The sequence below is a fragment of the Cohaesibacter marisflavi genome, from assembly GCF_963665895.2.
GTDB lineage: Bacteria > Pseudomonadota > Alphaproteobacteria > Rhizobiales > Cohaesibacteraceae > Cohaesibacter > Cohaesibacter marisflavi.
On the sequence record NZ_OY762534.1, the window covers coordinates 2,689,890 to 2,701,947 of the forward strand.

Annotated in this window: 12 protein-coding genes, 1 tRNA gene and 3 pseudogenes; 6 read left to right on the forward strand and 10 right to left on the reverse strand. The window is 52.3% G+C overall.

Features of this window, described 5'->3' with window-relative positions:
- Window positions 1–34 precede the first annotated feature (34 nt).
- On the forward strand, window positions 35–925 hold the full coding sequence (locus ACKPCT_RS13260; RefSeq protein ID WP_175528210.1) for a LysR family transcriptional regulator: 891 nt from the start codon (window positions 35–37) through the stop codon (window positions 923–925).
- Window positions 926–998: 73 nt separating this feature from the next.
- Window positions 999–1,155: pseudogene (locus ACKPCT_RS13265) on the forward strand (ATP-binding protein); the annotation flags it as partial.
- A gap of 70 nt (window positions 1,156–1,225) precedes the next feature.
- Here ACKPCT_RS13265 and ACKPCT_RS13270 read toward each other — a convergent pair.
- Window positions 1,226–2,197: pseudogene (locus ACKPCT_RS13270) on the reverse strand (IS256 family transposase); the annotation flags it as partial.
- Here ACKPCT_RS13270 and ACKPCT_RS13275 point away from each other — a divergent pair.
- The 4 genes and pseudogenes from ACKPCT_RS13275 to ACKPCT_RS13290 form a co-directional block, all read left to right on the forward strand.
- A pseudogene (locus ACKPCT_RS13275) lies at window positions 2,181–2,300 on the forward strand (IS3 family transposase); the annotation flags it as partial. The pseudogenes ACKPCT_RS13270 and ACKPCT_RS13275 overlap by 17 nt on opposite strands.
- 109 nt (window positions 2,301–2,409) lie before the next feature.
- On the forward strand, window positions 2,410–2,826 hold the full coding sequence (locus ACKPCT_RS13280) for a hypothetical protein (protein WP_319567129.1): 417 nt from the start codon (window positions 2,410–2,412) through the stop codon (window positions 2,824–2,826).
- A 7-nt stretch (window positions 2,827–2,833) separates the two neighbouring features.
- Complete coding sequence (locus ACKPCT_RS13285; RefSeq protein WP_139229215.1) at window positions 2,834–3,247, forward strand: hypothetical protein; 414 nt, start codon at window positions 2,834–2,836, stop codon at window positions 3,245–3,247.
- 432 nt (window positions 3,248–3,679) lie between these two features.
- On the forward strand, window positions 3,680–3,907 hold the full coding sequence (locus tag ACKPCT_RS13290; RefSeq protein ID WP_090070285.1) for a helix-turn-helix transcriptional regulator: 228 nt from the start codon (window positions 3,680–3,682) through the stop codon (window positions 3,905–3,907).
- Window positions 3,908–3,917: 10 nt separating this feature from the next.
- On the opposite strand, the gene ACKPCT_RS13295 is transcribed toward ACKPCT_RS13290, so the two are convergent.
- From ACKPCT_RS13295 to ACKPCT_RS13335, 9 genes are all read right to left on the reverse strand, one after another.
- The gene (locus ACKPCT_RS13295) at window positions 3,918–5,132 is read right to left on the reverse strand and encodes a tyrosine-type recombinase/integrase (RefSeq protein WP_319567130.1); all 1,215 of its coding nucleotides are present in this window, start codon (window positions 5,130–5,132) and stop codon (window positions 3,918–3,920) included.
- Between the two features lie 224 nt (window positions 5,133–5,356).
- A tRNA-Phe gene (locus tag ACKPCT_RS13300) sits at window positions 5,357–5,432 on the reverse strand.
- A 276-nt stretch (window positions 5,433–5,708) separates the two neighbouring features.
- On the reverse strand, window positions 5,709–5,939 hold the full coding sequence (gene yacG / locus ACKPCT_RS13305; RefSeq protein WP_090070458.1) for a DNA gyrase inhibitor YacG: 231 nt from the start codon (window positions 5,937–5,939) through the stop codon (window positions 5,709–5,711).
- Between the two features lie 54 nt (window positions 5,940–5,993).
- The gene (locus ACKPCT_RS13310) at window positions 5,994–6,617 is read right to left on the reverse strand and encodes a Maf-like protein (RefSeq protein WP_090070281.1); all 624 of its coding nucleotides are present in this window, start codon (window positions 6,615–6,617) and stop codon (window positions 5,994–5,996) included.
- A 236-nt stretch (window positions 6,618–6,853) separates the two neighbouring features.
- Window positions 6,854–7,072 carry a translation initiation factor IF-1 gene (gene infA, locus ACKPCT_RS13315; RefSeq protein WP_090070279.1) on the reverse strand — a complete coding sequence of 73 codons (219 nt, stop codon included), beginning with the start codon at window positions 7,070–7,072 and terminating at the stop codon, window positions 6,854–6,856.
- A gap of 462 nt (window positions 7,073–7,534) precedes the next feature.
- On the reverse strand, window positions 7,535–7,999 hold the full coding sequence (locus ACKPCT_RS13320; protein WP_090070277.1) for an arsenate-mycothiol transferase ArsC: 465 nt from the start codon (window positions 7,997–7,999) through the stop codon (window positions 7,535–7,537).
- Window position 8,000: 1 nt separating this feature from the next.
- Window positions 8,001–8,453, reverse strand: coding sequence for a UPF0262 family protein (locus ACKPCT_RS13325; RefSeq protein ID WP_407652488.1), 453 nt, complete (start codon window positions 8,451–8,453; stop codon window positions 8,001–8,003).
- A gap of 227 nt (window positions 8,454–8,680) precedes the next feature.
- Window positions 8,681–9,976, reverse strand: a complete 1,296-nt coding sequence (gene hisD, locus ACKPCT_RS13330) for a histidinol dehydrogenase (RefSeq protein WP_319567131.1) — start codon at window positions 9,974–9,976, stop codon at window positions 8,681–8,683.
- A gap of 581 nt (window positions 9,977–10,557) precedes the next feature.
- On the reverse strand, window positions 10,558–11,958 hold the full coding sequence (locus ACKPCT_RS13335; protein WP_090070271.1) for a glutamine synthetase family protein: 1,401 nt from the start codon (window positions 11,956–11,958) through the stop codon (window positions 10,558–10,560).
- Between the last annotated feature and the right edge of the window lie 100 nt (window positions 11,959–12,058).

Here is a 12,058-nt window from a genome sequence, read left to right on the forward strand (position 1 = left end):
ATTATGTCTCTATCAAAATCGGAATGTACCTTCAGTGAAACGCTCTCTAAACTATCAACGTATCAAGATCTTTCGCGTCATTTATGAGGTTGGAAGCATCCGTCAGGCCGCCCGAAGACTTGGACTATCTCAGCCGACGGTGAGCCGACATATCGCTGTGCTTGAAGACGAGTTGGGCTTTGCACTGTTTGCAAGGGAGAAGGGACGAACGGAACCTACATGGGAAGCTCAGCGCTTTTATTCAGAAACCACCGGCCTCATTGAGGGCATAGAAAGAGTAGAGAATAATGTCGAGGCTATCCGTGTCGGTGAAGGGGAGGCTTTGCGCATCATGTCGGCGACTTCAGTGGCCTTTGAACTTCTACCGAAGGCGCTTGAAATTTGGCGGCGAAAGGTTCCAAGAACGGAAGTTACAGTTGATAGCGGTCGGGCCATCGAGCAAATCAGAGCCATCCGCTCGGGGTTTATTGATGTGGGGTTGGCCGGCTCAGTTCAGCCACAAGCAGGACTGCGCATTACCACACTGCGAGAAGAAAAACTGGTTGCGATTATGCCATCTACGCACCCCTTGGCGAGTAGAGAGTTCGTCGATCTTGAAGATTTCGCTATCTATCCAAGTGTTTTGCTCAGCCCGCATGCCCCTATTGGTCACACAGTCATGCAAGCGTTCGAGCGGGCCAATGTGACGCCAAACAAGATCATGACTTCCTTTGCCCCATCCTTTGCCATCGGTTTGGTCAAAGCACTTAAGTGCATCAGTATTGTCGATTCCTTGGTTTACAGGGCATTGGCCAATGAACACGTTACGGCCCGTCCGGTTTCAACCAAGCTGTGCTTCGATATGGTTTTTATCGAAAATGAAAATACCCCCCAACGGAGAATTGTAGAAGCGTTCAAAGATGCAATGAAAGAAGCGATGGGATAAGTCTCTCCAAATCTCACTTCCGTACTATCGAATGCCTTCTGGGTTTACTATGTACATCATAGCTTGAAAGATTCGGGTCTGCATTCGCAATGGTGCCCGCGGCACGCTTCTTCAATGTCGTCGATCTGGTCAATAAACTGGATAATGAAGCAAGGGCTGATCGACAAGGGCGTACCGCCGATTTGATCTCTCGTCTCGACTTCCTGATCCTGGATGAGCTGGGCTATCTGAATTGCCCCTAGAATTGTAGACACCTTGTCCCCTAAAAGAGCTATTGTCAATTCTGGTGTTTGAAGCTTTTCAAGCAGCGGCCTTTTGTTGGTTTGACGGCTTGATGCCGTTGACGAAGTCGACGCCTTCAATGACGTCAGCGAGATGAGCGAAGCCACGAAGCTTTCGCCAGTTTTTCTCGGCGCATTGGCCGAGTTTGAACATCATATGCAGCATACCTTCTCTGCTCAGGCTTCCCTTTGTTCGCTTGGTGCGATGGCGGATGGTGGCAAAAGCGCTCTCAATCGGATTTGATGTGCGGATACTCTGCCAATGCTGAGCGGGAAAGTCGAAGAATGTCAGGAGTTCTGAGCGATCCTTGATCAAGCATTCAACTGCCCTGGGGTATTTGGCCTCATAGCTTTCGATGAACAGGTCAAAAGAGAGATTGGCATCCTCACGGGTCTCTGCCTGCCAAATATCATGCAGCATTTTCTTGGCCTTGGGCTGGGATCGCTTGGGCAGATAATTGAGCACGTTTGCCGTTTTATGGACCCAACAGCGTTGCTGACGGGTGGATGGAAATATCTCTTCCAGCGCCGCCCAGAATCCCATGGCTCCGTCGCCGATGGCCAATTTCGGTGCCTTGAGGCCATGCTTTTGAAGGCCCAGCAGAACCTCTCGCCAGCTCTGGGTGGATTCGCGGACGCCATCGTCGATAGCCAGAAAATGCTTTTCACCTCGCGAGTTCACCCCGATCACCACCAGGGCACAGAGCCGGTCATCAGTGCCACGCAGGCCGCTGTAAATGCCGTCCGCCCAGATGTAGACCCATTCATCACGGCTGATGTCAGCTTTGCGCCAATCCTCATACTCTGCCGCCCATTGTTTCTTCAGCCGAGATATTGTCTTGGCAGAGAACCCGGTCGCGTCCGGCCCGAGAAGTGCCTTCAGAGCGTCCTCCATCTCACCGGTCGATATGCCCTTGAGATACAGCCAGGGCAAGGCTGCCTCGATAGACTTGGACTTGCGGACATATGGCGGAACAAGGGCTGATGCGAAGCGAGACATCTTCAACTACATCGAAATGTTCTACAATCCAAAACGCAAACACGCTACAAACGGAATGCTCTCGCCTGTCGAATACGAGAGACAAAAGATTTGAAGCCCCAAGGTGTCTACAATTCTAGGGGCAATTCAAAACTAGGTATTGGGATTCATTTAGAAGTCCCGATACGGGCAAGGCCGTCGGTAAAGTGTATCATGGCCAATCAATGGACTCTTACTATGATTCAAAGGTTGATAAGGCGATGGGCGAAAGCGCCGCAATAGTTGCTATCAAGAGCCTCCCCGGACAAGAATATGATTTGAAGGCATCATACCCTGGGCATAAGGGGAAATCTTATCATGGCTTTATGTTAGATGGAAAATACACAACTCTAAGAGAAGCTGGAAACATGTTGGCGGGACAAAATGCAGCAACTCATGGGAAGTCATTTACAGACTTTCAGAAGAGTGCTGGTCGCTTGCATGAAACAAATTATTTTGGTTGGGCATGGCGTGAGTTCACAGGAAAAACTATGGGGCCTCCGCCTAACTACGGAGAGATCGATCATCAACGAACTCGAAGCGAGTATGGGTATATAAAAGGCTATCTGCAACTACATCCACAACAACCTTTACTTCCGTGATATGAATATGAAGAAAACAAATTTTTTGCTATCTTTAGTTGCGGCGACTCTTGCGACGATTTGGTTTTTCTCTTATTCGTACAGAGAAGAAATTTCAATAATTCTGGACATCTTCCTTGAAGGCAATACTAGAGAAAATATTATTTGCTCTTCAAAAAAATCTAACTGCGTGAAGAAAGTATCGGTTAGAAATGGTATAGGGTCTAACTATACAACTGAGGTTTATGTATTTTTTAATCGTCTAGATAGTTTTTCGGCTGGATCCTTGCCTGAGAATTGCATTATTTTCGAGCCAGAAACCTTTGTTGAAATTAAGTGGGTGACTGAAGATACGATTGATGTGAGTTATGAGGGTGGTGATTATCAAATAATTGGAAAAATTCCAAATTCTGTAACTATCAATTTTTTAAAACAAGGATAGATATGATATATGGTCGCTATTGAGACATCTATTTTCAACGGCGAAAATTTCCAGATTATCCAATAGGTCTCCTTCACGTGGCCTTTTCTGTTTCTGAATAACCAACGGTCTTCGTACAAGCATATTTTGAAAAGCCGACATTCAAAAATTTTGCAGCATCATTCACAATGGGCTCGAAGCGGACTGATGCGGTGCATCGTCGCCCGATCAGAACCATCAATGTGGATTTCCCACCTCCCGAGCAGCCTGACAAGATCACATGTTGCATCATGCTAATTCTTTTCCTTTCCTGCTGAGTGTACTGCCGATCCGATTTGCCGCCTTTTTTGCGCTGCAGTGCGCCCCCTATCGGAGCGCTCTTGCCCAATGGCACATACAGGTTCTTTCTGGCTCAGAAGCCGTCAGAGACAACCAACCGGAGCCAAGCGAGACATGAGCCAACCAGATCGCATTATTCGCCTTAAGACCGTTCTCGATAGAACGGGCCTGTCCCGATCAACCATCTATCGGAAGATGGCCGAAGGGACCTTTCCTGCACAGATCAAGATCAGCATCCATGGCACAGGATGGCGAGAGTCAGAGGTCAATCGTTGGATTGCCAATCCTGCAAGATGGCGAGCTGGTACCGCGCCTGACGCGTCTGGCAAGGAGGTTTTATGATAACCACCAATCAGCGGCGCCGTATTAACAACCTATTTGCCGCCTTATCACGCAGCTCATCCAGATAGTCACTCCACCACTGATGCATTCGGACGCGCTCTTCCCAGTAGCGACCACGATTGTAGATACCGCAAATGCTGTTTGCATCTTCATGAGCGAGAGAGCGTTCTATAGCATCAGGACTCCAAAGACCGCTCTCGTTAAGAAGCGTTGAAGCCGTCGTTCTAAATCCGTGCGCCGTCACCTCGCCCTGTGCATAGCCAATACGTCTCAGTGCCTGATTGACCGTATTCTCGCTCATTGGACGCTTAGTCGTATGGTAGGCAGGAAAGACAAAGCCCTTGGGGCCTGTCATCGGCATAAGTTGTTTAAGATATGCGATGACCTGTTTTGACAAAGGCGTCTGGTGAGGACGCCGCATTTTCATGCGCTCCGCAGGGATTTTCCAGATAGCAGCATCAAGATCGAACTCAGACCAATGCGCCTTTCTGAATTCTCCAGGACGCGCCATAATGTGTGGGACTATCTGCAAGGCAATCCGCGAGATGGGATTGCCTGGATAGTTATCGATTGCCAGAAGCAGATCGCCAACGCCGTCTGGCTCTATGATAGCCGCATAGTGCGTCACCTTTGGCCTAATCAAAGCGCCTCGAAGAACGACTGTAGGATCTTCCTCTGCCCTCCCCGTCGCCACGGCGTAGCGAAAAACACAACTGGCGAAGGAGCGGCAACGCATAACCGTTTCATACTTTCCGTGCGCCTCGAGCCGCTTCAGAACAGCGAGAATATCAAGAGGCTTTAGTTCAGTTACAGGTCGTTCATCGATCAGTGCAAACTGCCGAATAAGCCAATTGGATTTCTCAATCGTTTTGGGCGACCTTCCTTCAGCAATCTGCTTTTTAATATATTCTCGACCGATATCGCCGAAAGTGTTTGAGGCTGCGAACGCTGCAACGAGCTTTTCGCGCTTGCGCTCAGCAAGCGGATCCTCTCCGGCATCAAGCCTTTTTCGTGCTTCATTTCTTTTGTCACGCGCCTCGGCAAGGCTCACATCGGGATAGCTTCCAAGGGAAAGGCGTTTTTGCTTCTTCATGAAGCGATATTTATATCGCCAAAGCCTTGCTCCACTCGGGGAGACTTCAAGATAGAGCCCGAGACCACCGGTACATTGATAAGCCTTGTCTCTGGGGCGAAGTTGTCGAATTTGAAGATCTGTCAGTGCCACAGCAATTCTCCCTGGTTCAGGAGCGATCAGGTGGCATGAAACCCTAAAATTGGGGCCATCAATGAATTCATGAAAAATTTTGGCCCCAAATATGGCACCAAATATGGCCCCAGACGGGTCGGATCTGGTGAAATCGCCTGACACACTCCGAGAAATCTGAGACCTAAAAATCCCATAATTCCAAGGACTTGTCGATATAAGTGGGACGGGCTGGGAAAAAATGATGGTGCCCGGAGGCGGATTCGAACCACCGACACGCGGATTTTCAATCCGCTGCTCTACCAACTGAGCTATCCGGGCATTTGCTTTATCATTTCGCTTTGAAAAAGCTATCTGACAGAAGCGCTTGCTTGGGTTATCAAAGCAACCCTGCAATTTGTTTCGGCGTTATAGAAGGTTCATATAGCCCTGTCCAGTGCGCTTTTGATGTTTTCTACAGGGCTTCGCATTTTTTTTCATCTGGTGAGGAAAAGTTTCAAAAATAAGCCCGAAATCCCGCCAGAAATTAGACACATGCCCACAAAGGCGATGACTATCTCCTTGTTTTGTCGCTCAAAAAGGAAAAACAGCAAGCCCTTAATCCTGCAGATCGAAATCGCTCTCATCAGGATCATCCTCTTCGCTTGCTGGAATAGCGTAGACACCAGTCAGCCAGCGGCTGAGATCGACCTGTTTACAGCGATCCGAGCAGAAGGGATAGTTTTCTTTTGTTGAGGGCTTGGAGCAGATCGGACAGGGACGAGATCGACGCATACCGGTCACCTTGCCGCCTGCTGCCGCCTTTTCATCTTCCGGTTTCTTTGTCATGCTTGCTTCATCCTCGATACGCATCAAGAGGCGTGCGCCTTCAGACTGGTCGCCTTATTCAACGCCGCCCAACCATTTCAGCCGCAGGGGATAGCCCTCGCCGATCAGCAGATTTGCCGTCTCGTGCAGCGGCAGCCCGACAACCGAACTGTAAGATCCGACAAGATTGACCACGAAGGTTCCGGCGATGCCCTGAATGGCATAGCCGCCCGCCTTGCCTCGCCATTCGCCCGAAGCGATATAGGGGTCAATATCATGGTTGAGGCGCTTAAAACGCACTTTGGTGGTGACAACCTTGGTGCGCGTTTTTCCCTTCGGAGTGATGAGGGAAATGCCTGAAAAGACTTTATGGGTCCGCCCTGAAAGCAGGGTGAGACACTGGGAGGCCTCTTCTGCCAATTCTGTCTTTGGCAAGATGCGACGTCCCACGGCGACGACGGTATCGGCAGCGAGGTAATAGCACCCTGCTAGATCCGGATCATCCTTGCAGGCCTTGTAAACCGCTTCGGCTTTTGCCTCAGCAAGACGTTTAGCCAGCGCGCGCGGCTGTTCGTTCTTTTGCGGTGTTTCGTCCAGATCTGCTGGTTTGAGCGCATAGGGCTCAATGCCGATCTGCTGCAACAGTTGCAAACGGCGTGGTGAGGCAGACGCCAGAACAAGGCGATGAGAATCAGTCATAACGCTATCAGTATTCATAGGGCTTGAGCGCAACGGGCAGCTCGGCCCCTATGCGCATCAGGCATTTACACAATGACAGATGGACCTGCCCCAAGGGGCCGGCCTGAACGCAAGGAAAAGACCTTTGCGCCATTTTCACCGCCTTCAATCAGTCGTTGGCCACCCCGTGGCGGGGGAATGACAGGCCAAACAGAACAGAAGCGCGCTGCGGATACCTTCCCGCTTGCGCTGAGCTCTTATTTGAAGCGATAGGTAATACGACCCTTGGTCAGGTCATATGGAGTCATTTCCACCTGAACCTTGTCGCCAGCCAGCACGCGAATACGGTTTTTACGCATACGCCCTGCCGTATGAGCCACGATTTCATGGTCATTTTCCAGTTTCACGCGGAAAGTGGCGTTTGGCAGCAATTCGGTTACAACACCTGGAAATTCCAATACTTCTTCTTTCGCCATAAGCGTAATTCAATCCTTTTAGGTTGTTTTTCTGTTAGAAAAGACTATGCGCAACAACAACGCATAATCCTCATCTTTGTTTCACCTTTGCCCGATTTGGCCACATTGGGTACATGCCCTTGTGGCTTCTGGCAAGAGGAGCGAGACGGTAAGGCCACCAATGCGTGAGCGCCTTGCGCCCGAATTGGCTACAATCCCCATCCATCCCGCAGATTTGCTTGATAATTGACTTTAGCATGAATCCGCTTGCATCCATGCAAGAATTCGACCCGATGCATTCCGTTCTTATCAATGAGATTGCGCGCAATCTAGTCCAAAGCGGATTTGAGTGCAATCGCTTCACGCATTTTTCGCGAAATCTGCCGTTAGAGCGGCAGAAAGTCTCATCTGTTCTTCAGCAGACCTTCATGAATTCTTTGTCCAACAGAGCCGTCAGGACCCCTTCCCCCGCTCCCCGGTGCGTCACGCCTTGATGTCGGTGATCCACTCGAAGCGATCCTTGAGCTTGACGATGAGGCCATCGCGCACTGCACGATAGGAATCCATGATCTGCTCGCGTGAGCCTGTCACCAGAGCAGGATCCATGGTCGGCCAATATTCCGTTTCAACCGCATGCCCACGGCTCCATTCAAGCGCCCTGTGGTGGGCTTCCGGTGCCAGAGAGACGATCAGGTCGAAATAGCTGTCTTCCAGATCATCAAAGCAGCTGGGTTCATGTTCGGATATATCCAGACCGATTTCTTCCATAACAGCCGCAGCAAAAGGGTCGGGCTTGCCGCAGCGCACACCGACAGACTGCACATAGAAGGTGCCGGGGAAAAGGTGTTTGGCAAGGGCTGCCGCCATCGGCGAGCGAATGGCATTCATGCCGCAAGCAAACAATATGGAGTCGGGGCGAAGATCGGGCCCAATGAGACCAAGAACCATGCTACCCCCGCCAATGCAATGCGCAGATCAGCGTAAATAGGCGCCGCGCGGTGGCAAAGTCCGTTTCGATCTTCCCATCGAGACGGGCTTGCAGGATCTGGGATCCCTCATTGTGCAATCCACGACGTCCCATATCTATGGCTTCGATCTTACTCGGCGTGGCGGTTTTTATGGCTTCATAATAGCTATCGCAGATCAGGAAATAATCCTTGATGATGCGGCGAAATGGGGTCAAGGAGAGAATATGCGTGGCAATCTGGTCGCCATTCTCAAGCTTGATATCCATCACCAGTTTCCGCTCGATCATAGAAAGATCAAGCCTGTAGGGCCCGCCCTCGTCATGACCGACGGGGTGGAAATTATTTTCCTCGACAAGATCGTAAATGGCAACAGAGCGCTCATGCTCGATATCGGGAGTGGCCGGTTGAATGGATGTCGGGTCCAGCACGATCATGCAAAGGGAAAACGGTCCCTGACCGGTATCCTGAGCATTCATTTCGCAAGACTTGACGCCCTGCTGCTGATCGGAGGTCTGCATATGATCAACCTCCTCTTCCCGTTCAGCCATTTTGCACCATGCGTTATTTTCCCGAGCATTCGGCAGGCATGTTTGCCCAACTTGGCTGCTGGAGTCAAACTTTCTGCTTAAGGGGTAGCACGAAATTCGAGCTTTCCGGCCAGTTATTCCATGTTCAATCGTTTAGCAACAGAGCGGGCATGCGCTTCCAGCCCTTCCTGACGGGCAAGGGTCACGGCCGCTGGGCCGATCTGGCGCAGATTCTCCACGTTGCATTCAAGCACGGATGTACGCTTGACGAAATCAAGCGTGGAGAGGCCGGACGAGAAGCGAGCCGAGCGCGCCGTTGGCAAGACATGGTTGGAGCCACCGACATAATCGCCCACTGCTTCCGGCGTATAATGGCCAACAAACACTGCGCCTGCATTGCGTACCTTATCCAGATAATCGGGGGCGTTATCCATCGCCAGCTCCAGATGCTCGGGTGCGATGCGGTTGGCCAGCGCCATGCCGGTTTCCCAATCGGGCACAGTGATCACGGCACCATAATCGGCCCAACTCGCTCCGGCGATCTCGGCCTTTGGCAACGTGGTCAACAGGCGCTTGACAGCTTCCTCGACGGCGTCGGCTGTGGCTGCATCATCGGTGATCAACATGGCTTGCGCCACCTTGTCATGCTCGGCCTGCGCCATCAGATCGACAGCCAGCCAATCAGGGTCATTATTCTTGTCGGCCAGAATGAGCACTTCGGATGGCCCAGCGATCATGTCGATGCCCACGAGCCCGAAGACGCGGCGTTTGGCAGCCGCCACAAAGGCATTACCGGGACCAACAATCTTGTAGACCGGCGCGATGCTTTGTGTGCCATAGGCCAGCGCAGCCACGGCCTGTGCGCCACCGATACGGTAGATCTCGTCCACGCCAGCCAGCTTGGCTGCGGCCAGCACCAGCGGGTTGAGCACATCATCAGGGGTTGGCACCACCATCACGAGGCGTTCAACACCGGCCACCTTGGCCGGCACCGCATTCATCAGAACCGAAGAGGGGTAAGCCGCCAGCCCGCCAGGCACATAGAGCCCGACCGCCTCAATGGCGTTCCAGCGCGAGCCGAGCTTAACCCCGAGCGCGTCTTCATAGAAATCGTCTTTCGGCAGTTGGCGTGCATGGTGAGAGCGGATGCGCTCTGCGGCCAGCTCCAGCGCCTTCATCACCTCAGGATCAACCTTGGCGACGGCAGCCTCTATTTCAGCCTCGCTAATGCGCAGGCCTTTTGAGCGCGCATCAAAGCGATCGAACTTGGCGGTATAATCGTAAAGGGCGTCATCGCCTCTCGCCCGGACCTCATCGATAATATCGCGAACGATGGCATCGACATCATCGGAGACTTCCCGTTTCATTGCCAGCAAATCAGCAAATGCGGCATCGAAATTGCTCTCGGTTGCGTCAAGACGAATGGCCATGGCGGATCCTCTCATGTGCGGCTTTTCTTGCAGACGGACGCCTCGGAGCACAAGAGATCGCCTGTGCGGACGTCGGCGCATTTATGAGAGTTTCTTTTGTGAGAGGCAAGGGAAAATCTGTAAGAGCGGCAAGTTTGACATGCGCAGCCGGACGACAGCCAGATTAAGCCCCGTCACCCGATGAATTTTTCACATACCGGACGCGGCAGTCAGGTCATGCTGGAAGACGCCTTACGTCAGGGACCAATCCTTGCGCCTTGCGAAAAGCGCGCAGCTTTTCCCTCTTCAGGCAACCGCCCTTTTGATATACGGCACGGCTTCCGGTCTATTTCTCTCCACGAGACCAGCGGCCATCCTTGGGTGATCGAAACCACATCATGAACAGCCAGAAAGCGCCCAGAGCGATAACCGCCCCAAAGATGATCCAATAGATATTTTCTAACATTTCTCTTCTCCCCTATAATGCAAGCCTACACCACAGCAATCCTGAAGCATATTCGGCTTTCCGTGCAACCCTATAAATATATGAATATATTCTGTTGATGACGGCTGCTTTTACGCGCAGCACCGTCCTCCTTTGCTCAAACCATTCTGAGATAAGTCCGGCATTCAAAATCGGTGATGGCTGCCGATACGATCCGTTCCTCTGCTTCGCGCGCGTGCGTGTAGCAGACATGGAAATCCTGCCCGAACAACGCCTCGGCCCATTCAGAAGTTCCAAAGCTGGCGATGGCTTCCTGCCAGATGGGCGTCAGCGGTTTGTTGGCAGCCACATCCTCCAGCGTTTCAACCGGCTCACCTGGATCGATGGCTTCGTCAAAGCCGGTCAGAGCGCCAGCCAGAAGGGATGCAATCACCAGATAGGGATTGGCATCCGCCCCCGCAACCCGATGTTCAAGGCGGGCTGCTGCGCCCTTGGCGGTGGGCACGCGGATGGCCACGGCTCGATGGTCATAGCCCCAGCATGGGGTTGTCGGCGCATAGCTTTCGGGTTGAAAGCGTCGATAGCTGTTGGCGTGAGGCGCATAAAGGATCTGGCATTCGCGCATATGTTTGAGCAAGCCACCGATAGCGTGGCGCAAGGGCAGATTGGCCTCAACGTCACTGTCGCCGCCAAAAATGTTGGTGCCCTCTTCATCCTGCACAGACATGTGGATATGGAAGCCATTCCCCGCCGAATGGGCATAGGGTTTGGCCATAAAGGTCGCATCCAAGCCATGTTTACGTGCCACATTGCGCACGACCCGCTTGAACAGCATGCAGTGGTCCGCCGCTTCCAGAGCGCTTGGCACATGCAACAGGTTCATCTCGAATTGACCGGGACCGAATTCGGAAATGGTCGTCTCGGCGGGAATATTCTGGATCTGGCAGGCCTGATAGATTTCGGCCAGAACCGGTTCAAAGGCGGCGATGATGTCCATATTATAGACCTGACTGCCCGTCAGGCGTTCGCCAAGACCGGGCACCATGGGCCCTTGCGGGTGACCGGTGGCGGTTGTTTCGCCATCTATGAGATAGAATTCCAGCTCTGTGGCAACGACCGGCGTCAGCCCTTTTTGAGAAAAACGCTGCTGCATACGGGCGAGAGTGCCACGGGTGTCATAGCCGCAGTCTTCCCCCGTCACCAGATCCTTCATGGTCACCAGCACCTGCGCGGTGGGCTCGCTGGCCCATGGCACCATGCAAAGGGTGCCGGGCACTGGCATGCAAACCCCATCCGGGTCTCCCTTCTCCAGCGCAATGCCGACTGCTGGCACATCATCGCCCCAGATATCAAGGGCAGCGGTGGAACGGGGCAGGCGCACGGCGCCATCGGCAAGCTTTGTCAGCATGTTTGCAGGCAACCATTTGCCCATCAAGGAACCACAGAAGCGGGGCAACAGCATTTCCACCTTGACCAGATCCGGGTGGGCCTTGAGGAAGGCCTCGGCCTCTGCCTTGAAGCTGATGGTTTGCTGGTTTGTCTTTTCGGTCTTCAGCATGAGTGTCTCGTTTGTTCAATTGGCCTTAGCAGCCCGGATCGATTGGATAAACAGGCTTACAGGGTTAGCCGCTTGCAAGCAACGGTTTCGCGCCTGAGAC

Excerpts from the sequence above, each read along its gene's own strand:
- ACKPCT_RS13325 (WP_407652488.1), bottom strand. The coding sequence starts at position 8,453 with ATGATCGTGCTGGACCCGACATCCATTCAACCGGCCACTCCCGATATC.
- ACKPCT_RS13310 (WP_090070281.1), bottom strand. The coding sequence starts at position 6,617 with ATGACTGATTCTCATCGCCTTGTTCTGGCGTCTGCCTCACCACGCCGT.
- ACKPCT_RS13285 (WP_139229215.1), top strand. The coding sequence starts at position 2,834 with ATGAAGAAAACAAATTTTTTGCTATCTTTAGTTGCGGCGACTCTTGCG.
- ACKPCT_RS13320 (WP_090070277.1), bottom strand. The coding sequence starts at position 7,999 with ATGGTTCTTGGTCTCATTGGGCCCGATCTTCGCCCCGACTCCATATTG.
- ACKPCT_RS13335 (WP_090070271.1), bottom strand. The coding sequence starts at position 11,958 with ATGCTGAAGACCGAAAAGACAAACCAGCAAACCATCAGCTTCAAGGCA.
- ACKPCT_RS13280 (WP_319567129.1), top strand. The coding sequence starts at position 2,410 with ATGGACTCTTACTATGATTCAAAGGTTGATAAGGCGATGGGCGAAAGC.
- ACKPCT_RS13290 (WP_090070285.1), top strand. The coding sequence starts at position 3,680 with ATGAGCCAACCAGATCGCATTATTCGCCTTAAGACCGTTCTCGATAGA.
- hisD (WP_319567131.1), bottom strand. The coding sequence starts at position 9,976 with ATGGCCATTCGTCTTGACGCAACCGAGAGCAATTTCGATGCCGCATTT.
- infA (WP_090070279.1), bottom strand. The coding sequence starts at position 7,072 with ATGGCGAAAGAAGAAGTATTGGAATTTCCAGGTGTTGTAACCGAATTG.
- yacG (WP_090070458.1), bottom strand. The coding sequence starts at position 5,939 with ATGACAAAGAAACCGGAAGATGAAAAGGCGGCAGCAGGCGGCAAGGTG.